Genomic DNA, 20219 nt, shown 5'->3' on the forward strand with positions numbered 1-20219 from the left:
CAGGGTAATTTTGAGCTTTAATCCTACATAGGATGAAGCAGCTCATAGAAAAATATAACGTATCTGTTCCCAGATATACCTCCTACCCCACTATGCCGTTCTGGAAAACAGAGGCATTTCAAGATTGGGAAACGAATGTCAAGAATGCTCCACAAAAAAGATTAAGTCTATACATACATCTCCCTTACTGTGAAAGTTTATGTACCTTCTGTGCTTGTCACAAAAGGATAACCAAAAATCACAGCTATGAAGTACCTTACATAGAGGCAGTCCTTAAAGAATGGAAAATGTATGTTGAATGGATGGGGGAAAGGCCATTGATTGAAGAAATCCATTTAGGCGGTGGTACGCCTACTTTCTTCTCTCCGGAGAATTTAGCCCTATTGATCAAGGGGATACTGGAATGGGCTTCCCTTCCTGACTCCTATGAGTTTAGCTTTGAAGGACATCCCAATAATACTACTTATGAGCACCTAAAAGTACTTTATGATTTAGGATTTAGGCGAGTATCCTTCGGTGTGCAGGATTATGATCCTCAGGTCCAAAAGGCCATTCATCGTATTCAGCCCTTTGAAGCAGTAGAGAAAGTAACCCTTGCGGCGAGAGAACTAGGTTATACTTCTATTAGCCACGACCTGGTCTTTGGCTTGCCTTTCCAAAATCTGGAAGGATTTACTGAAACCGTAAAAAAGACACTTTCTTTGAACCCTGACCGCCTTTCACTTTATTCCTATGCCCATGTGCCCTGGATCAAAGGGATAGGACAAAGGGGATATTCAGAAGAGGATTTACCTGCCGGTGAACAAAAAAGGACCCTCTATGAAATGGCCAGAGAACTTTACGAAGCTAACGGCTACTATGAAGTGGGCATGGATCACTTTGCTAAAGCTAATGACAAAATGTTCCAGGCATATCAAGAAGGCACTTTGAACCGGAATTTTATGGGGTATACCACTACGAATTCTCCACTTTTAATAGGACTAGGCGCCTCCGCTATCAGTGACGTATGGAGTGCTATGGCTCAAAATGAAAAGAATGTGGAAGAATATCTTAGAATGGTCAATGAAGGCAAAATCCCGGTAGTAAAAGGGCATCTACAATCAGAGGAAGACCTGCAAAGGAGACAGATCATTCATGATATCATGTGCAAGTTCCGAGCAGAATGGCCTGACGAATTTTGGAACGAAGAACTTGAAAGACAGTTGGAAGAACTTCGAACAGACGGTATCATCCAGTATACACCTACTAGTCTGGAGGTAACAGAACTGGGGAAAGCATTTATTCGAAACGTCTGTGTGGTTTTTGATGCCTACTTAAGACCTGGTCAGGCTTTATCTAAAACCTTTTCCAAGGCCATTTAATCACCGCTAACTTCTTTTAAAGTCTGGCGTTTGATTTTTTCTTGCAACTTAATAAGTCCTCCTATAAGGGCCTCCGGCCTGGGAGGACATCCGGGAACATAAACGTCTACAGGGATCACTTTATCTACGCCCTTCAGCACATGATACCCATGTTCCCAATACGGGCCTCCGCAGTTAGAACAGGATCCCATAGATATGACATATCTAGGCTCGGCCATTTGTTCGTACAAACGCCTAACCCGATCTGCCATTTTAAAGGTCACTGTACCGCTGATGATCATAAGATCTGATTGACGCGGGGAGTTTCTAGGAAAGATGCCGAAACGCTCTAAATCATAGCTAGAAGCAAAGGTGGCCATCATTTCTATAGCACAACAAGCCAAGCCAAAACCCATAGGCCAAAGCGAGTTAGCCCTGGCCCAGTTCGTCAACTCGTCCAGATTCGTTAGAATCACCTCCCCTTCTCCTGACTTCTCCCAATAATTTGATTCAAGACTTTCTAGCATATTTCTGATTTAAAGCTTCGTATAAATCTCCCGGAACAGGTGAATTAACTTCTTCATTTTCCGGAGCAGGCATAACCCAATCCAGCAAGCCTTCTTTCCACACGTATACTAATCCTAGAGCTAATAAACCTATGAACAATAGTATCTCAAATCCGGCAAACCATAGCCATTTGACACCCATATCATTCAATTGATTCACATCACCAAAGACCGTTGACCATGGAAATAACAGAACCAGTTCTACTTCAAAAAGTAGAAATATGATCCCAACTATGTAGTAACGAATATTGAAGGAAACGCGAGCATCTCCAACAGGTAGTTCCCCGGATTCGTACACCTCATTCTTCTCCTCACTTGGTCGGTTAGGACGCAATAATCTGGCAATACCTAAGACCAGCAGTACCAATAAAATAGCTGCCAGAATAAAGAGGAGTAAATAGCCAAATTCGGAAATCATAAAGCAAATTACGATAAATTTTCTGTATTGGACGTCTTACCTAGTAGTTCATTCAGGGCAAAGGTAAAATTCAACTCCTGTTCATCTTCAAAGATAAGATATTGGGGTTTCAGCAGGAATGTGGAATAATATTCTTGCTTTTCCTCCGGTAAGGTGATCTGGAAAACTTTGGAGCAAAGGAGCAATTGAAATTTACTACGGATGGCATCAAACACAATGATCACCTCCTCCATCGGAGAATTTGAAAAACAATGTATAAAGAAGGGATAGGTCAATAGACCATATTCACTATAGGAGGTATCCAAAGTGATGTCATAAAACCTATACTTTTTCAATTGGAATTCCTTATAACCCATGCTTTGAAGTAAGCCCTCTACTTGGATTAAACCGCTTAACATACGCGATAAAGGCTGCTCCTTCAATTCTAGATCAGAGATATGCTTCCATTGCTTAGATTTCAAATCGAGAAAATAGGAAAACTCCTTCCCTACTTCCAACTTATAATCAAACTTGGCATATCCAGGCGCCACATATCCCGGGTAATACCATCTTATCCCATTTTCCTGACAATAACGCATCTTAGCGAGCATCAAGACCTTTCCGAGGCTGAATTTCTTATACTCCGGATGGTAAAAACTAACTATTCCCTCTGCAGAAGTTGAACCTAAATCAAACAATCCGCATCCAATGAATTTCTTACCATCATAGATACTTACCCCGTATGTGTTGAATAGCCCTGGGTCTTCTCCTAAGATATGCTCAAGCGTCCTAGCCGGTGAAAAGTTTACACTTGACCTATACAATTGGAACAGATCCTCAGCTTCATAACTATACAGGAATGGGGCAATCTTAATGGTAAATCGCCCAGCTCTTTTCATCAGTTCTTTCTGTGACCTGGAAAGAATAAATTCATCCAAATCTATTCTTAACCAAAAAGCGTCAAAAAGGGAGTCTTCAAAACAAAGGAAACTGGTAGTAAACAACTTCGATCCTAACCTAAAATAACCCCTTTCTAGATAACTATCTAGGTCTGAAGGAGAGATGGATTCCGGCTGTACTACTTCGGCATACATATGGATGCAATTTACACCCGATATAAGAGTACCACAAATAAATTTAAATAAACTAAAGCTTTATTGTTACACTTTAACCCCTACCTCAGGAATAAGGAAAATCTTTATACTATGATTCAAACATGATTTTGAAAAATTTGCATTTTAGTAGGTGACCCATTTGGCTTCTTGAACACCTTTTCAGCTCCTTAATTTCCTACATTGGATTCTTTTATAGAGTGTCAAAGCCTTTGTCAAGAAATAATTCTGATCTATACTTTAAGCTCCACGTCTAATTCCACCTCAAAGCAAACCGTAATTTACTTGCCATCCTACTCCACTACCAATATCACATGCACGATATTATAGCAATCGATGGCTCCCTGTCAGAAAAAAAGGTAGAGACCGCTAATAGACGTACAGGGAAGCTTGATGTTTAAACTGAAAAGGTTATGAATAAACACAGAAAAATAAAGGTTTACAAAGGAGCACACAACGGCCCATTTGCATTAGATTAAGGCTTAGAAGGAAGCTTAATAGGTGATATGACGGGAGAGCTAATCTTTAAAAAACCAAGCTCCAGTCAAAATAAGGGGTCTCAAACTTATTTATACCGGAATGGATAAACCCATTTTAACTAACTGCAAAGTATAAAAAAAGATTCTATAAATACACACCATTACTAACCCAGCAAGAACAGGAATAAGGCTAGTTGGGATCTATAAATTTAGCTTTCATAAAGAGTGTAAACTAGACATACTTCTTCCACTTGAAGTAGAACCACAGTCCTATGCCTAGGACAGCCATCCCTCCAAGGGTATAAAAATATCCATTGGGCTGATCCAGTTCTGGCATATTCTTGAAGTTCATTCCGTAAATACCGGCTATAAAGCTTAATGGCATAAATATAGCCGTAAACACCGTCAGGGTCTTCATCACTCCATTCATTCTGGCACTCAGATTATTCAAGAGGTTATTTTGAATGTTCTCTAACATCTCCCTGTAGGAATCAATCATCTCAAGTACCTGAAGTACATGATCATAGATATCACGGAAATAAATATGCGTAGAGGCATGAATTAAAGCAGATTCATCACGAATCAATGCGCTAAATATCTCTCTTAAGGGAGCCACAGCTTTTCGAATTACTAACAACTCCCTCCTTAACTCATACAGCCGCTTTTGGTCCACCTTTGAAGGGTTCTCAATGACGCTTAGCTCTATTTCTTCTAAATGATCACTAAAGTCATCTAGCAGCAAATAGTAGTTATCTACAATCACATCTGCTAAGGAATAAAAGAGATAATCCGATTTTCCCTTACGCGTTTTGCCTATGGAAGCTTGTAGTCGGTCAGCAATAGGCTCAAAAACGTCTGTCCCATCTGCCTCCTGAAAGCTCACTACATAATCGGGACCTAGGACTAAGGCCAGATGCTCAGGAATGATCTGGGTACCTTCCATCTTGAGCATTTTAAGAATAAGGAACAAACTATTCTCTCCAAAATGCTCCAACTTGGGCTTTGAATAGGTATTCATCACATCCTCTATTAAAAGGGGGTGAAATCCGAAGTCTTTGGCTATCTTTTCCATCTTCTCAGCCTCATGCACACCTTCTACATTGTACCAATGCACGTTCCCTGCAACCCTTTGCCCTGAAAACACTACTTCCTCCTCATTGTAGCGAATGGTCATTATCTCAACAGGTAATGTACGCTCCTTTCCCAGGTAGATCAAGGAACCGGGCGAGGTGAATGCCTTATCTAAATGCTTCTTCTTCATGATGCTAATATAGGAATTCTACCTTGTAATCCCCCTGTGTGCAGGAGAACCACCGTACTACCCCTCTTGAAATAGCCCTTCTCTGCCAGATCATTAAAGGCATAAAACATCTTTCCGGTATAAACCTGTTCTAAGGGTATGGAGTATTTTGTCTGGAAATCTTGAATAAAGTGCAGCAATTCAGGAGTATGCTTGGCATAGCCCCCAAAGTGATATTGGGTAAACAGGGTAAAGGGCTTTTGCAACCATCTCTCCACCTCCTCTTTTATAAACTCTCCGCCTTTAAGGACGGGAACACCTATTACTTCTGTGCCTGAGGGAGCTCCCTTCAGTAATCCGGCCAAGGTTCCTCCGGTTCCACAAGCCGTGAGAATATAGTCGGCCTTTTCAGGAATTTCCGACCAGATCTCTTCTACTCCCACTAAGGCCAGCTCATTGCTACCCCCTTCAGGTATAATGTAAGATTTATCATCGTAGAATTGCTCCTTATCTCTATAAGATGATCTACTTACAAAACGTAAGTCGACCCCTTGTTCAAAGGCATAAGCCAGAGTAGGACTACTATTGGCATCCAATTCTTCTCCACGAATAATAGCGGCACCTTCAAATCCGAAATACTTGCAAGCAAAGGCAAAAGCATACAAATGATTGGAATATGCTCCTCCAAAAGTCAGCAGTCTGCTAAAACCCTGTTCTTTAGCATAATTCAAATTATACTTCAGCTTTCTGTACTTATTTCCGGAGAGCATAGGATGTGTCAAATCATCCCTCTTTACCAGAACTCTCAGACCTAAATACTCCCATTTTATATCCCTTAACTCATACAGAGGAGTAGGAATTTGAATTATACTTTCAAAATCAAGCATCTTTCACGAAATTTGCACAAATATGAGCACATTCGACGAAAACAAGGCTGATTTTGAAGAGGAAGACGAAGAGTTTATTGATAATCTTCAAATCGTAGTAGATTCAGGCCAATCTATGATGCGTCTGGACAAGTACCTTTCGCACCATTTGAAGAACATTTCCAGAAACAGGATCCAAAATGCTATCGATACAGATTCTGTAAAGGTCAACGGTTCTTCTGTAAAATCTAGCTATAAGGTAAAGCCTTTTGACGATATATCCATTTCCATAGTACGATCCAGCAGGATACCGAAAGAGGTCATTCCTCAGAATATCCCTCTGGATATCGTCTATGAAGACGATGACGTGCTACTGGTGAATAAAGCTCAGGAGATGGTAGTTCATCCCGGACATGGAAATCCGGACGGGACTTTGGTAAACGCTCTGGTTTATCATTTTGGAAATTTACCTTCCGCTAGAGACGGTGAAATTCGCCCGGGTCTGGTACATAGAATTGATAAGGGAACTTCAGGGCTATTGGTGATTGCTAAGAATGAATATGCTTTACAATTTCTAGCCAAACAGTTTGCTGACCATACTACAGAGAGAACGTATTACGCCTTGATTTGGGGTGAACCAAAGGAACCCAAAGGTACTATTAATGCGCATATTGGCAGAGGTTTCAAGGATCGTAGGATCTCTGATGTATTCCCTGAGGGAGAGTATGGCAAAGAAGCCATAACTCATTATGAGGTACTCAAATCCTTACGATACGTTTCTCTAATCAAATGTAATCTAGAGACCGGCAGAACCCATCAAATCCGTGCCCACATGAAATACCTGGGTCATCCCCTGTTTAATGATGCGGCGTATGGCGGCGACAGAGTGCTAAGAGGAGAGATCTTTTCTAAATATAAACAGTTTGTAGAAAATTGTTTCGAGATCATCCCGCGGCAAGCCTTACACGCAAAATCACTTGGATTTATACACCCTACTACCAAGAAGTGGATGCAGTTTGATTCTGAACTTCCAGCAGACTTTCAAGCTGTCCTTGACAAATGGGAACACTATCTTCAATTCAGATGAACATCAGAAAAGCTACAATAGAAGATGTACCGGCAATCATGGAACTGGTACGAGAATTGGCCGTATATGAAAAAGCTCCGGAGGAAGTAACGAATACCGAAGAAAGGATGCGTAAAGAGGGATTTGGAGAGCACCCTGCCTTCGAGTGCATTCTGGCTGAAAAGGATGGAACCGTGGTGGGTATGTCTTTGTACTACTATAGATATTCCACCTGGAAAGGAAGAAGATTATATCTGGAGGACTTGATCGTAACAGAGAAAGCTAGAGGTACTGGCCTAGGAAAAATTCTGTTAGACAGAACGATCGAGATTGCTAAAGAAGTGGGATGCAGTGGTATGATGTGGCAGGTATTGGATTGGAACACTCCTGCAATAGAATTCTATAAGAAGTATAATGCCCGTTTAGATGGGGAATGGATCAACTGCCACTTAGACTTCTAAAAAAAAAGCAGACTCTTAAGTCTGCTTTTTTTTATTGAACTATAAACTTACCTTTCATCAGAGCCGAATGGCCTGGGAAAGTACAGATATAGTTATAAGCTCCTCTTGCGGGTGCAGTGAATTCAATGGTATCACTTTCTCCACCACCTACTAATTTAGTGTGTGCGATAATTTCATTAGAAGAACCTGCAGGAATGTAATCGTTATCTTTTGCAGCCAATGCCTTCGCCGCGAAATCCGTCTCATTCACACCATTGTTCAATAAAACAAAATTATGCCCCATGGAAGCCTTTGGAAGCTTTCCTGAATGTACTAAAGTTAATTTCACCTTTTGACCGGCTTTAGCTTTGATGGTGCTAAGGTCAAATTTCATATCATCGCCTCCTTTGATGGTGATTTCTAAAACAGTATTATCAGCGGATGCCACGTTATCCGTTTCTTCTTCAGCCGCTACTGCTACTTCCTCTGTACTTGAAGCTTCTGCAGCATGATCATGTCCTGCATGTGCATCTTCTGCTTTTTCACTGGATTTACTGCAAGCTGCAAAAAGGAATAAGGAAGCTACAGCTGCTAACGCGATGTTCTTCTTCATATTGATTTTTTGTTTTAAATAATTCTACACAAATTTAAAAGAATACTTCTAATCTTCAGGAAAAGAATCAAATATATTCTCTATACTTCTGCCTTTTTTTCAGCTCAAAATACCTCTAACTTTGCATCATGGTTTACATTTCCAAAGATGGAGAGGTCATTCGGACTAAATCAGGACCGAATCAAGTTCTGGAACTTTATGATGCCTGGAATAATGGGGCAAAACAAATCACCCTATACACCTCCGGCTCTACTGGAACTCCCAAAGAGATCGTATTGACGCGAGAGGCCATTGAAGCATCAGCAGGCATGACAACAAAAGCCTTTCATCTGGATGCAGAAGATCTCTTTGTTTGTAATCTCAATACAGATTATATAGGAGGCAAAATGATGATCATTCGTGCGGCCTTATTAGGTGCTGAAATCCTTGCCGTACCTCCCAATAGGAATCCATTCGAAGAACTAGAAGCACAAGCCTACATCCTATATCAAAACAGAGGAAAGAATTTCCAGTCCTTCGTCCCAATGCAGTTGCAAGCCATTTTAGAGGTTCCAAAGCATATTGAACTGCTAAAAACGGCTAAAGCTATCCTCTCCGGTGGAGCTCCCGTTCCTTTGGAACTAAAAAAGAAAATCAAAGAGCTAGATCTGCCCGTTTTTGAGACCTATGGAATGACGGAAACGATCAGTCACATTGCAATTAAAGACCTCAGAACGAACCACGAGCATTTCACTGCACTTGAGGGAGTGCATCTGAGTACAGATGAGAGGAATTGCCTTCAAATCTCTGCACCCTCTACTTTAGGTGAAACCATTACTACAAATGATATGGTAGAACTCACTTCTCCCACTACCTTTGTCCTGAAAGGTAGAGCTGATTTAACCATCAATTCCGGTGGAGTAAAAATTCAAGCCGAAGTGGTAGAAAGAATGATAGCTGAAGCATATCCTTCTATTGGCACTTTCTTTTGCTTTGGGCTACCAGATAAAACGCTAGGTCAGCGACTAGTGATGGTGGTAGAGGGTCCAGCTCCAAACATAAATTGGGAACAAATCCCTTTACCAAAATACCACAAACCAAAAGAAATCATCAGCATACCTGAGTTTACCAGAACAGCATCAGGAAAAATTGACAAATTGAAAACATTGCATTTATGATCAAGATCCAATATCAAACTTCGGCATTACAACCTGCCCCCTTTGCCTACGCTTTAGAGATAGATTTAAAGTCTACAGAGAAAGGCTTAGAATATACCCTGGATCTGGAATATCTGGATCGTGATTCTTTGACGGAAGAAGAGATCCTAGAAGAAGGATTCACTATGGATGATGACCTACACCTGAAAGGAGAGCTTCCGGTGGTTTGGAGAGAAGAAATCAAGTTTCTTTTGAAGAAAACTCAAAAGACCAATAAAGAGGAATTGGAGGAAAATGAGGACCTCTGGTTATTACACACAGAAGACGGTGTATTCTATCCTAATAACCACAACAATTGGGCAGAGACTACGGAACAATTACGCCAAGCTATAGTGGAAGCCAGCGGACTTGAAAAACCATTAGAAATCACACTAGTGGAAAACGGAGAGAAAACCGTATATCTGGGAAGTTTCGCTAAGAAAACCTTAGTAGTAGACAGAAAAGGAGAGAAAAAAGGTTTAAGATGGTCTGATCTAAATGCACTTTTGAGGGACCTGTTCTCCGGAGATTTACTATATGAAGAAGCCAGCACCAAAGAACCAAAAGGCAAGGGTATATACCTCAATGTGGGGGATGAATATTGGTTTGAGCTAGGGAAATCCTACATCAACAAGGTACAAAAAGTGAAGAACTGGCTATAACAGCGAATCCATCTGCATTTTAAGGGCATTGATCGATTGAGCGATGCCCTTCATATCAGGAACGGCTTTGGGTAATCCCTTGGAGAAGAATCCTACCGGTTTCCAGATCTCTTTTACATTTGTACTTATCAGGTTTCTACCGTCTGCTAGACTGATCTTCCAAACAGAATCCTGCTGAACTCTACCTAATAAAATACCTTTGTCCTGAGTAATCACGAGCACAGGATCATCAGAGCTTTTAAAAGAGGATAGATCACATTCTTCTCCTATGATAATGCCCTCTTGTAGATTCGAATCTACAGGCGTATCAAAGGCCCTATAGCTCTTTCCCTTTTCCATAAAAGGAAAACGGAATACCGGCATATCATCTAATCTCTGTGGAAAATCTTCATCCAAGATATACTTATCAAAGTACTTATAGGAGATGTACGGAATAGCTTCGTCTATCCATGCAGTACGTGAAAAAGGCTTCTTTTTTTCTACTATAAGGGCTGGAGCCTCCTTCACCACTTCAGTAGGGACTTCAGGAGCTTGCTCTTCAAAAAGAGGAGATTCAGTTGAAAATCTATGATGGATCAATTGATCCATACTCACCCCAAATAAGGAGGCTAATCTATTGAGTTTATCTAGTGGCGGGGTGGCTCTGTTTTCTTCATACGACCCCACCGCTTTACGGTTAATGCCTAACAAAGCCGCGAGCTTCTCCTGGGTTAATCCCATTCGATTTCTCAGTACTTTGATATTTTCATTAACGTATGACATTATTCTTCAGGAGAAGCAATGATAAAATTATGATTCGTATAGATACAAATATCTGCGGCAATTGTCAATCCTTCTCGTACCATTTCTTCAGCACTTAGGTGTGGAGCATGCTTTTTCAATGCTAAAGCGGCGGCTTGTGCATACATACTTCCTGATCCTATGGCTGCCACTTGGCTATCCGGTTCTAAAACATCACCACTTCCGGAGATCACGAGCATTTCTTCCTTATTCGCCACGATCATCATGGCTTCTAATTTACTTAAGTATCGATCTGTCCTCCATTCCTTAACTAACTCAATAGCTGCGCGTCTCAGGTTGCCGTTATAGGTATTCAGTTTTTCCTCAAACTTCTCAATCAATGTAAAGGCATCTGCAGTGGATCCGGCAAAGCCAGCCACCACCTTACCTCCTGCAAGGGTACGAATCTTCTTTACATTTGATTTTGCCACCGTATTTCCCATGGTGGCCTGACCGTCAGCACCGAGAGCCAACTTACCATTATGAAAAACACCTAAGACGGTAGTGGATTTGATCTTTTCCATAGAATTAAAAAAAGGGACTGATGCCGTAAACGTCCCAAAAGACGCGTAGCTTCAGTCCCTGCTTTAGAGATTATACTAATAACTTGTAAGGCTCTTCTAGAAGTTGCTTCAAGGTCACTAAGAAAGCTGCACCAGTAGCTCCGTCAACCACTCTGTGGTCACAAGTCAAGGTTACTTTCATAATGTTTGTAGCGTAGAATTGACCATCTTTTACAGCCACTGTTTCTTTAATTCCACCTACTGAAAGAATACAAGATTCGTTCTTAGGGTTATTAATGATGGAAGTAAATGAATCAATTCCAAACATTCCTAAGTTACTTACTGTAAAGGTGTTTCCTTCCCAGTCAGCCGGTTGTAATTTTCCACTCTTCGCTTTACCACCAAGTTCTTTTGTGGTAGCAGCTAATTGAGATAGAGGAAGAGCATCTGCAAAACGAATCACAGGTACTACTAAGCCCTCAGGAATAGCAACCGCCATACCAATATGTACATGATGATTTTTGCGGATATGATCTCCTCTCCAAGAAGAGTTGATTTCAGGATGCTTTCTTAAAGCTACGCCACAAGCTTTCAATACCATGTCATTGAATGAAATCTTCACTGGAGATGCTTCATTCATCACGCCACGAGCCTTGATAGCATTGTCCATACAGATTTCCATGGTCAACTGGAAGTCTACGGCATTCGCTTGAGAATCTGCCAAGCTTCTTGCGATAGCCTTACGCATTTGAGTCAATGGAATCTCTTCAAAGCTTTCCTGACCAGCGATAGCCGGCGTCAAGGCAGTTGCACCTTTAGCAGGAGCAGCCGCTGGAACATAATTATCTATGTCAGCTTTAATGATTCTTCCGCCTTCTCCGGAACCCTTCACTAAAGCTAGATCAATACCTTTTTCTTTGGCCAGGCTCTTAGCTAGTGGAGAAGCTAAAATTCTACCGTTGTTGTTGCTCGCAGGTGTTGCTGCAGGAGCTGGCGTTGCTGCAGGCGCTGGTGCCGGAGCCGGTGTTGCTGCAGAAGCTGGTGTTGCTGCAGGAGCAGCGGCCTGAGCTTTTGCAGGAGCAGACTCAGCTTTCAATAAGGTTTCATAATCAGCACCTTCTTCTCCGATAATAGCGATTACCGCATTTACAGCTGCTGCTTCACCTTCTTTAACTCCTACGTATAATAGTGTACCCTCTTCGTAAGCTTCTATCTCCATAGTAGCTTTGTCTGTTTCAATTTCAGCCAGAAGGTCACCGGATTTCACTTTGTCACCTACATTCTTCAACCACTTGTGAATCACACCTTCTGTCATGGTATCACTCAAAAGAGGCATCTTAATTACGGCGGCTTTAATATTGGATGTATCTACAGCAGGTGCGGATTCTTCCGCTTTAGGCGCTTCAGGTTTTTCTTCTGCCGTAGCAGCACTTCCACCTAAAAGAGACTGAAAATCTTCTCCCGGCTTACCAATCACGGCTATAACTGCATCTATAGGAACGGCTTGACCTTTCTCCACTCCGATATACAATACGGTACCGTCGTAGTAAGATTCCATATCCATAGTGGCTTTATCCGTCTCAACTTCAGCCAGAATATCACCTGATTTCACTACATCCCCAACTTTCACGTTCCATGCGGCGATCACTCCTTCCGTCATGGTATCGCTCATTTTGGGCATTCTAATTACTTCTGCCATATTTTCTGTTTTTTTTCTATATGTACCTACCGAGTTTCAAAAATACAAATCAATTCAGGGATCACCGTATTATTTTGACCTTAATTTTATAATTTTTAGCCATTTTATACGGTTAAGCTTCCTAATTAGTTTATTTTCAATACAGCCATAAATGCTTCTTGTGGTACTTCCACCGAACCAATCTGGCGCATTCTCTTCTTCCCTTTCTTCTGTTTTTCAAGGAGCTTACGCTTCCTACTGATATCACCTCCGTAACATTTCGCCGTCACATCCTTACGAATGGCTTTCACCGTCTCTCTGGCAATAACCTTCGCACCAATAGCCGCCTGAATAGCAATTTCAAACTGCTGACGAGGTAAGAGCTCTTTCAACTTCTCACACAACTTCTTACCCCACTCATATGCTTTGTCTCTGTGTACTATGGCTGAAAGGGCATCCACAGGGTCTCCATTTAAGAGCACATCTAATTTTACTAGGTTAGACTCCCTATATCCTATCAAAGTATAATCTAAGGATGCATACCCTCTGGATATGGATTTCAACTTATCAAAGAAGTCAAATACCACCTCAGACAAAGGCATATCAAAGGTCAATTCCACACGCGTACTGGTCAGATACACCTGGTTCTTCACCACTCCACGTTTATCCATACAAAGCTTCATGATAGGACCCACGTAATCCGCGGCCGTGATGATCTGAGCATTGATAAAGGGTTCCTCTATGGATTCAATCAGGTTAGGATCAGGCATCTCACTTGGAGCTGATACCTGAATCTGCTCTTTCCTCTTCGTGTTGACCAGGAATTTCACGGATGGCACCGTAGTGATCACCGTCATATCAAATTCCCTTTCTAGACGCTCCTGTATGATCTCCATGTGTAACATACCCAGGAATCCACAACGGAAACCAAATCCAAGAGCTGCAGAGGTTTCAGGCTCCCAAACTAAGGAAGCGTCATTCAACTGCAGTTTGTCCATGGAGTCTCTCAACTCTTCAAAATCAGTGGTTTCAACCGGATAAATACCGGCAAAAACCATGGGTTTTACTTCCTCAAAACCTTTGATTGGCTCAGTAGAAGGTCTATCTACATGGGTGATGGTGTCCCCTACCTTAACTTCCTTCGCCACTTTAATTCCGGAAATAAGGTATCCTACATCACCACATTCTATCACGTCCTTCGGTTGCTTTTTCAACTTCAAGCTCCCAATCTCATCTGCAATATATTCTTTACCCGTAGCGATGAACTTTACTTTGTCGCCCTTACGTATGCTTCCGTTTTTCACGCGGAAAATAACTTCAATCCCTCTATATGAATTGAAAACGGAGTCAAAGATCAAGCCTTGGAAAGGCGCATTTGGATCCCCTGTAGGAGCCGGAACACGGGTAACTACTGCCTCCAAGATATCTGTAATCCCAATACCCTCCTTCGCACTAGCCAGTACTATTTTCTCAGGATCTATACCGATCAGATCCACGATCTGGTCTTTCACCTCTTCGATCATGGCACCTGGTAAGTCAATCTTGTTGATTACCGGAATGATCTCGAGGTTATATTCTAAAGCCAAAAACAAGTTGGAAATGGTCTGTGCCTCTATCCCCTGCGCCGCATCAACAATTAGAAGCGCTCCTTCACAGGCCGCAATTGAACGGGAAACTTCATAGCTAAAATCCACGTGCCCCGGAGTATCTATAAGGTTCAAAGTATACTGTTCACCCTGAAACTCATAGTTCATCTGAATGGCGTGGGATTTAATGGTAATACCACGTTCTCGCTCTAAGTCCATGTCATCCAGCAACTGGGCCTGCATGTCTCTGGCGGAAACAGTGCCCGTAAACTCTAGCAAACGGTCTGCTAAAGTACTCTTACCATGGTCAATATGCGCTATAATGCAAAAATTCCGAATATTCTTCACAAAATCCGATTAAAAGGTCTTGTACTAATTAATCCGCAAAAATAGTACATAAAAGCAAAGAAATTACTGTGTGTGCGCAAGTAATTTATTGCCAAGTTTTCTTCCAGGATAACTGGATCCCAAAATTATCTCGAATGAGATCTCCGTGGTCTATTCCCACCTCTACGGCTATGGTGGCACCGGATACCGGAATCTCCATATTATGACCTAAGGAAAATTGATCTGCCTGAATTTTTTTATGATAGGTTCCAAAGTTTCTGCTTAGAGATACTTTTGTGATCATACTAACAGAATTCAACTGTGTTTTTAGACCTACATAGCCTGCCTTAATATTGTTATTATTGGCAAAATAATTCGGACTATCTACCGTCTTCTCGTCCCGTATATCCGGATTGGGGAGTAAGAATGGAGAACCCAGGGTTCTTCCTTCATAAGACCAACCGTCCAAATATTGGGCATGTGAAAAATAATAGTTCTGATTTCTGCCGTAATGCCTACCCTTATATCCTATAAAACGTAGAAAACCGGATCTATACAGGCCTTGGTTTGTGGTATGTAAAAACTCCAAAACCAAATGCCTTATTACGCCCTTTTTTCTATTTAGCGAAATGCCATACACCCCGTCATCCAGGTTTCCAAGACTACTAAAGGTCTGCCCGGTTTCGAAGGGCAATTGGCGGTAAACCTTCCAAACGGAACTCCCCATATTTCCTTCCAGACCCCAATCCAACTGTCCCAAATGATTTCCATAACGGTTTTCAAAGTCAAAGCTAGCCACCTTTGCGGAGTCCCGCGGAGGATTAGTAAAGGGGAAGACTACTTCTCTATACACCTTGCCTCCACTAGCGAATCTCTGTCCGTGAGCTAACCAACCTTCCGGACCGGGGTCATATTTAGGCTTACCGCCCCACTGCGCATGATGCATGATACCCGTATGAAAACGGACCTTCCCTTCTCCCCACCTCAAATAAAGTGATTTTTGGTGCAAATAATACTGCTTAACAAAGTGCTGATCTCCAAACCACCCGTGGGAATAATGACCTTTAATGGCTAGAACCTTCGGCCAGACCCGCCTATACTCAGGTATAGACACTTGTACCTCCGGAATAGGAAGTGCGTTACCTGACCAGGTCATTGAACCGGAAGAAAGGGTAGAATCACCCCAACCGTGATACTGCTTTTTCCTCCCCACCAAGAAGCGGAATCCACCCACATTATAGGATCCATAAATTTCCGGAAGCAATACTCGAGCTTGATGCCCACTCCAAACATTCATCTGTGCTCCCCATTCCAATCCTTTGTGACTCCACTGAACAGCATGTTCAAAAAAGAGGGTATTAGAAGAGTCCGGAACCGTGCCGAATTGATTACTTTTTATCCAAAATGGAGCCCTTTGGTTTACGGAGTATAAACCACCTATTTTTACGGAATAGCGAACTTGTCCCTGGATTTGGAAACAAATAAAAAATAAAAAAATCCATCTAGCTCTCACATGTGAACCAGATTCAAATATCACGCCAAAACTTAAGGAGCAGCAGTTTTAAATTTGAAACAGTAGGGAGGAGCCACCGCTTGCCCACCTAACTTAACTGGCTCAAACTTAAAATGGGGAGACGTACACATAGCTTCAACTACCGGCTTAAAATCTTCAGACACCTAATTCATTAGTCGAAAATCTTCGATTTCACCCTTAGCATGGATAAAAATACCTATCACTATTAAGTTCTTTTCAGAGAGTATGAAATTTGGCGATTGATTAGGAAGGCGTATCTTATTGACCCCGTCCCATTATTCGAGGATGCGAATACTTCTCTTTGTATTTGATTTACTTCTTATCTGCTGTGTAAGATACTCCCGACCTTAATTTTCCTGAATTATACTCTTCCTTGGCGTATAATTTATCCTTATCAGCTTCTCTTTTACCGGCTAAATATCTCCCTATTTCCAGCAGAGGTTGGGCGCCATAAAACACTACTTCCGTAGCTTCCCATTTAGCACCAATGCTTCACCCGACAAATCGTAAATAATGACAATGATCCAAGTTTAAAATGCCTTTCATTCCTGAAGTTGAAGAAATGGAATACACCACCAGCCTATATTCTAGGAAGTAAGTGAAGCAATCACGTCTTCATCTTCTTTTTCTTTGCTGCGGGGAAAAGAACATTATTCAAGATCAATCTGTATCCGGCGGAATTCGGATGAAGATTAAGATCCGTAGGTTCTTCATCCACAAAATGCTGATAATCCTCCGGATCATGTCCTCCATAATAGGTCCAAAATCCCCTACCCGCTGTTCCGTGAATGTATCTGGCTTCTCCCAGCTCCCTGTTTTCAGCCAGAATGAGGACCTCAGATTTGATAAATTGTTTACGGAAGGCTGTTGTTTGCCCCATAAAGCCCTTGATCAAACTCTGATGGTTTTGGGTCAACATGGTGGGTACAGGATCATATTTCGCTGAGAATTCGAACAATTGGAAGAAATCATTGCCCTCCACTACTCCCCTTTGCTCTTGTCTATGATCAATATTGGAAAATTCTACATCATAAGGATCCTTGATCAATTTAAAATCCTTGAAAGCAAATGTATTATTAAAATTAAGCTTTTCATCCGCCTTAGGATCCATTCCATCTCCATCATACATGCGCTCCACAATGTCTATACCTTGAGCCGCTAAAGCAATCTCAAAAGTATCTGTAGCATTACACATGGCAAACATATAGCCTCCTCCGTTCACGAACTCATACATCTTCATCACTACTGCCGCCCTTAATTCAGAGACCTTATTAAAACCATGCTTCCTAGCCGTAGTCTCTAGATCACGTTTCTGATCCTGAAACCATTTCCTTTGGGCATGAGCAATGAACTTCCCGTATTGCCCCGTAAAATCTTCATGATGTAGGTGAAGCCAATCGTACTCAGGTAATTTTCCTTCCAGTACCTCATCATCATACACTTTATCAAATTCTATTTCTGCATAGGTCAAAGCTAATGTCACCGCGTCATCCCAGGGCATAGCGCTTTTGGGAGTGTAAACGGCTATCTTGGGAGCCTTTTGCAGTTTAACGGCATCCATATTCACATTAGGATCCCTGACCGTAGCCAGAATCTGACCCGCTTCTGCATCAGAAATAATTTCGTAACTTACTCCACGAATGATGAGTTCATTGATGGAATTCTGGGTATAAGGGATCAAAAAGCTCCCTCCACGGTAGTTCAATAGCCAGTCGATCTCCGTATCATAGTTCTTCAATAACCAGAATGCTATGCCGTAAGCCTTGAGGTGATTCTTCTGGGTTTCATCCATAGGAATCATGACCTGGTTAGCAGCAGCATGCCGGAAAAGGCTCAAAAAAATGATGAACGGCAAAAAGGCGGATTTCAAGTGCTTGCTAATTAACATGAGGCTTTGGAAATTTGCATCTATAACTGTAGGCACGTCTGTGCGTTTCAAAGTTAAGCAATATGAACGTAAAAGAAAATGTTTTGGAGGGCTTACGCTCTATAAAGTCGAATGCCCTTAGAACGGTGCTAACCAGCGCCATCATCACCTTTGGAATCATGGCCTTAGTGGGCATCTTGACGGCCATAGAGAGTATGCAGGGCGCCATCAACAAAAGTTTCGAAGGAATGGGTGTTAATTCCTTTGACCTTATCTCTAAAAACGACTTTTCGGCCAGAAGATCTGGACGAGCAGAAAAGGTGACCAAACCCATCAGCTTCCGCGAAGCAATGGACTACAAAGAACGCTTTTCAGAATCAGAAAATGCCATAATATCGGTATATACTATGGTGGGCGGAGCTGAAGTGATCAAATATCAAAACGAAAAGTCTAATCCAAATAACTCCATCATCGCCGCTGACGAAAACTACATAGGCCTGAAAGGATATAAGATCCTGGAAGGAAGAAACCTGACAGAGACCGATAGAAGTTACGGATCTAAGGTAACCGTCCTAGGTTATGATGTAGCAGAAAAGTTCTTTCCGGGGGGAAAGTCTCTAGGACAGGATATCTTTATTTTAGGGGATCGCTTCACTATCGTTGGTGTACTTCAGAAAAAAGGCAGCATGACGGGCGGGAACGATGACCGCATGGCACTTATTCCTTTAGAAGTGGGAAGAAACGCGGATACCGACGGAAGATTTGCTTACACCATTACTACCTCTGTACCCAATGCTGAAGATATAGATGAAGTCATGGCAGAAGGGACCGCCATCATGCGACTAGTCCGCCAAGACCGCACCACAGATCCTGATTCTTTTGAGGTGGAGCGTGCAGACGCCTTATTGGGAGAGTTCAATGAGGTTACGGGATATATGCGTATTGGAGGCTTTGGAATCTCCTTTATCACGCTTCTAGGAGCATCTATCGCCTTGATGAACATCATGATGGTAACGGTGACGGAAAGGACAAGGGAAATAGGTATTCGTAAGGCATTGGGTGCCACACCGGCTAAGATCCGTTTCCAGTTTTTGATGGAGGCAGTGGTCATCTGTTTGTTGGGAGGTATTGCCGGTGTGATCTTGGGCATATCAGCGGGTAATTTGGTCTCCTATTTAATGTCAAGCGGAGAGGGATCCTTCACGGCACCTTGGAACTGGATCATTATGGGATTAGTGGTTTGTGTGGTGGTAGGGCTACTTTCGGGCTATTATCCTGCATATAAGGCATCTAAGATGGACCCAATAGAAAGTTTAAGATACGAGTAAAAAAAATCTCCAAAATTTTAGGCGAAATGCTTGTAAAAAACAGATCTGCCTTCTACTTTTGCAATCCCAAACGCGAGCCCAGGTGGCGGAATCGGTAGACGCGTTGGTCTCAAACACCAATGAGGTAACACTCGTGCCGGTTCGACTCCGGCCCTGGGTACCAACCGGAACTTTGATGAATTTTCATCGGAAGTTCCGGTTTTTTTGTGAGGTAAAGTGCTGTTAATGTTGTAGATAAGCGCGGCGACTTTGTTGATTCTTCCGGTTCGACAATTGTTTTCTGAAAATACGAGTTTTTCGGGGTAGATCGAACCGATGATTTCGCGCTTTCTATTTATATCGGCTTTTTGATAGATTTCGTCTAGGTTTGAGAGGATTGAAATAGCCCTTTCCACCTTGGAATCAAGATCGAGCGTATGCTGACGCTGGTTTGTAGCCTCAATTAACCTTGCTTCCAGCTTCAACAGTTGATCTTCTGCCTCACTTTTAATGATTTTGTAATCTTTAGCGTCCAAAACAGAGGATAACAGTAATTCCCGGGCTTTTGTTAACCTCTCGTTCTGCTTTTGAATTTCCTCTAAAACGCGCTTCTTTTCTTTTTGCTGGCTTCTTATCTGATCGGAGAACTCATTAACAACCAATTCCGTGAAAAGGCTAACC

The 20219-nt window shown here is 42.0% G+C and carries 18 protein-coding genes and 1 tRNA gene; 7 read left to right on the plus strand and 12 right to left on the minus strand.

Translation table 11 applies throughout. The features are described from left to right. Positions 1 to 32 precede the first annotated feature (32 nt). Positions 33 to 1361, plus strand: a complete 1329-nt coding sequence (gene hemN, locus LBYS_RS06550) for an oxygen-independent coproporphyrinogen III oxidase (protein WP_013408088.1) — start codon at positions 33 to 35, stop codon at positions 1359 to 1361. Here hemN and LBYS_RS06555 read toward each other — a convergent pair. The 5 genes from LBYS_RS06555 to LBYS_RS06575 form a co-directional block, all read right to left on the minus strand. After that, a complete protein-coding gene (locus tag LBYS_RS06555; protein WP_013408089.1) occupies positions 1358 to 1867 on the minus strand; it encodes an NADH-quinone oxidoreductase subunit B in 510 nt (169 codons plus the stop codon). The genes hemN and LBYS_RS06555 overlap by 4 nt on opposite strands. Next, positions 1851 to 2324, minus strand: coding sequence for an NADH-quinone oxidoreductase subunit A (locus LBYS_RS06560; RefSeq protein WP_013408090.1), 474 nt, complete (start codon positions 2322 to 2324; stop codon positions 1851 to 1853). The genes LBYS_RS06555 and LBYS_RS06560 overlap by 17 nt, the downstream gene beginning before the upstream one ends. Positions 2325 to 2332: 8 nt before the next feature. Next, positions 2333 to 3397: a GNAT family N-acetyltransferase gene (locus LBYS_RS18225; protein ID WP_013408091.1), complete on the minus strand. Its 1065-nt coding sequence runs from the start codon at positions 3395 to 3397 to the stop codon at positions 2333 to 2335. Positions 3398 to 4126: 729 nt separating this feature from the next. Further along, on the minus strand, positions 4127 to 5155 hold the full coding sequence (gene corA, locus LBYS_RS06570; protein ID WP_013408092.1) for a magnesium/cobalt transporter CorA: 1029 nt from the start codon (positions 5153 to 5155) through the stop codon (positions 4127 to 4129). Then, on the minus strand, positions 5152 to 6021 hold the full coding sequence (locus tag LBYS_RS06575; protein WP_013408093.1) for a 1-aminocyclopropane-1-carboxylate deaminase/D-cysteine desulfhydrase: 870 nt from the start codon (positions 6019 to 6021) through the stop codon (positions 5152 to 5154). Before LBYS_RS06575 ends, corA begins: the two co-directional genes overlap by 4 nt. A 22-nt stretch (positions 6022 to 6043) precedes the next feature. Here LBYS_RS06575 and LBYS_RS06580 point away from each other — a divergent pair, with 22 nt between their 5' ends. Together LBYS_RS06580 and LBYS_RS06585 are read left to right on the plus strand one after the other, a co-directional pair. Continuing rightward, positions 6044 to 7087, plus strand: coding sequence for an RluA family pseudouridine synthase (locus LBYS_RS06580; RefSeq protein ID WP_013408094.1), 1044 nt, complete (start codon positions 6044 to 6046; stop codon positions 7085 to 7087). Next, entirely contained in the window at positions 7084 to 7527 is a 444-nt protein-coding gene (locus LBYS_RS06585; RefSeq protein WP_013408095.1) for a GNAT family N-acetyltransferase, read from the plus strand. The genes LBYS_RS06580 and LBYS_RS06585 overlap by 4 nt, the downstream gene beginning before the upstream one ends. Positions 7528 to 7558: 31 nt before the next feature. Here the strand turns inward: LBYS_RS06585 and azu are convergent, their stop codons facing one another. Then, on the minus strand, positions 7559 to 8119 hold the full coding sequence (azu, locus tag LBYS_RS06590) for an azurin (RefSeq protein WP_013408096.1): 561 nt from the start codon (positions 8117 to 8119) through the stop codon (positions 7559 to 7561). 128 nt (positions 8120 to 8247) lie between these two features. On the opposite strand from azu, the gene LBYS_RS06595 reads away from it, so the two are divergent. Both LBYS_RS06595 and LBYS_RS06600 read left to right on the plus strand, forming a co-directional pair. Further along, positions 8248 to 9276 (plus strand): AMP-binding protein, encoded by a 1029-nt coding sequence (locus tag LBYS_RS06595; RefSeq protein WP_013408097.1) that lies wholly within the window; start codon positions 8248 to 8250, stop codon positions 9274 to 9276. Beyond that, a complete protein-coding gene (locus LBYS_RS06600) occupies positions 9273 to 9956 on the plus strand; it encodes a hypothetical protein (protein ID WP_013408098.1) in 684 nt (227 codons plus the stop codon). The genes LBYS_RS06595 and LBYS_RS06600 overlap by 4 nt, the downstream gene beginning before the upstream one ends. Here LBYS_RS06600 and LBYS_RS06605 read toward each other — a convergent pair. From LBYS_RS06605 to LBYS_RS06630, 6 genes are all read right to left on the minus strand, one after another. Further along, the gene (locus tag LBYS_RS06605) at positions 9951 to 10718 is read right to left on the minus strand and encodes a helix-turn-helix domain-containing protein (protein ID WP_013408099.1); all 768 of its coding nucleotides are present in this window, start codon (positions 10716 to 10718) and stop codon (positions 9951 to 9953) included. The two genes, LBYS_RS06600 and LBYS_RS06605, sit on opposite strands and share 6 nt — an antisense overlap. Next, positions 10718 to 11260, minus strand: a complete 543-nt coding sequence (gene hslV / locus LBYS_RS06610) for an ATP-dependent protease subunit HslV (protein ID WP_013408100.1) — start codon at positions 11258 to 11260, stop codon at positions 10718 to 10720. The genes LBYS_RS06605 and hslV overlap by 1 nt, the downstream gene beginning before the upstream one ends. A 70-nt stretch (positions 11261 to 11330) precedes the next feature. Continuing rightward, on the minus strand, positions 11331 to 12938 hold the full coding sequence (locus LBYS_RS06615) for a 2-oxo acid dehydrogenase subunit E2 (RefSeq protein ID WP_013408101.1): 1608 nt from the start codon (positions 12936 to 12938) through the stop codon (positions 11331 to 11333). Positions 12939 to 13063: 125 nt separating this feature from the next. Further along, a complete protein-coding gene (lepA, locus tag LBYS_RS06620; protein ID WP_013408102.1) occupies positions 13064 to 14851 on the minus strand; it encodes a translation elongation factor 4 in 1788 nt (595 codons plus the stop codon). A gap of 85 nt (positions 14852 to 14936) precedes the next feature. Next, positions 14937 to 16343: a capsule assembly Wzi family protein gene (locus LBYS_RS06625; RefSeq protein ID WP_041823473.1), complete on the minus strand. Its 1407-nt coding sequence runs from the start codon at positions 16341 to 16343 to the stop codon at positions 14937 to 14939. A 628-nt stretch (positions 16344 to 16971) separates the two neighbouring features. Beyond that, positions 16972 to 18234 carry a hypothetical protein gene (locus LBYS_RS06630; RefSeq protein ID WP_041824318.1) on the minus strand — a complete coding sequence of 421 codons (1263 nt, stop codon included), beginning with the start codon at positions 18232 to 18234 and terminating at the stop codon, positions 16972 to 16974. Positions 18235 to 18314: 80 nt separating this feature from the next. Here LBYS_RS06630 and LBYS_RS06635 point away from each other — a divergent pair, with 80 nt between their 5' ends. Next, positions 18315 to 19559 (plus strand): ABC transporter permease, encoded by a 1245-nt coding sequence (locus LBYS_RS06635; RefSeq protein ID WP_013408105.1) that lies wholly within the window; start codon positions 18315 to 18317, stop codon positions 19557 to 19559. 76 nt (positions 19560 to 19635) lie between these two features. Further along, positions 19636 to 19722 (plus strand) — tRNA-Leu (locus LBYS_RS06640). Positions 19723 to 20219: the final 497 nt, after the last annotated feature.

The organism is Leadbetterella byssophila DSM 17132 (genome assembly GCF_000166395.1).
Taxonomy (GTDB): Bacteria; Bacteroidota; Bacteroidia; order Cytophagales; family Spirosomataceae; genus Leadbetterella; species Leadbetterella byssophila.

Excerpts from the sequence above, each read along its gene's own strand:
- LBYS_RS06560 (WP_013408090.1), bottom strand. The coding sequence starts at position 2,324 with ATGATTTCCGAATTTGGCTATTTACTCCTCTTTATTCTGGCAGCTATT.
- LBYS_RS06615 (WP_013408101.1), bottom strand. The coding sequence starts at position 12,938 with ATGGCAGAAGTAATTAGAATGCCCAAAATGAGCGATACCATGACGGAA.
- hemN (WP_013408088.1), top strand. The coding sequence starts at position 33 with ATGAAGCAGCTCATAGAAAAATATAACGTATCTGTTCCCAGATATACC.
- LBYS_RS06575 (WP_013408093.1), bottom strand. The coding sequence starts at position 6,021 with ATGCTTGATTTTGAAAGTATAATTCAAATTCCTACTCCTCTGTATGAG.
- LBYS_RS18225 (WP_013408091.1), bottom strand. The coding sequence starts at position 3,397 with ATGTATGCCGAAGTAGTACAGCCGGAATCCATCTCTCCTTCAGACCTA.
- LBYS_RS06600 (WP_013408098.1), top strand. The coding sequence starts at position 9,273 with ATGATCAAGATCCAATATCAAACTTCGGCATTACAACCTGCCCCCTTT.
- LBYS_RS06595 (WP_013408097.1), top strand. The coding sequence starts at position 8,248 with ATGGTTTACATTTCCAAAGATGGAGAGGTCATTCGGACTAAATCAGGA.
- LBYS_RS06605 (WP_013408099.1), bottom strand. The coding sequence starts at position 10,718 with ATGTCATACGTTAATGAAAATATCAAAGTACTGAGAAATCGAATGGGA.
- LBYS_RS06635 (WP_013408105.1), top strand. The coding sequence starts at position 18,315 with ATGAACGTAAAAGAAAATGTTTTGGAGGGCTTACGCTCTATAAAGTCG.
- LBYS_RS06555 (WP_013408089.1), bottom strand. The coding sequence starts at position 1,867 with ATGCTAGAAAGTCTTGAATCAAATTATTGGGAGAAGTCAGGAGAAGGG.
- LBYS_RS06580 (WP_013408094.1), top strand. The coding sequence starts at position 6,044 with ATGAGCACATTCGACGAAAACAAGGCTGATTTTGAAGAGGAAGACGAA.
- azu (WP_013408096.1), bottom strand. The coding sequence starts at position 8,119 with ATGAAGAAGAACATCGCGTTAGCAGCTGTAGCTTCCTTATTCCTTTTT.
- corA (WP_013408092.1), bottom strand. The coding sequence starts at position 5,155 with ATGAAGAAGAAGCATTTAGATAAGGCATTCACCTCGCCCGGTTCCTTG.
- LBYS_RS06585 (WP_013408095.1), top strand. The coding sequence starts at position 7,084 with ATGAACATCAGAAAAGCTACAATAGAAGATGTACCGGCAATCATGGAA.
- hslV (WP_013408100.1), bottom strand. The coding sequence starts at position 11,260 with ATGGAAAAGATCAAATCCACTACCGTCTTAGGTGTTTTTCATAATGGT.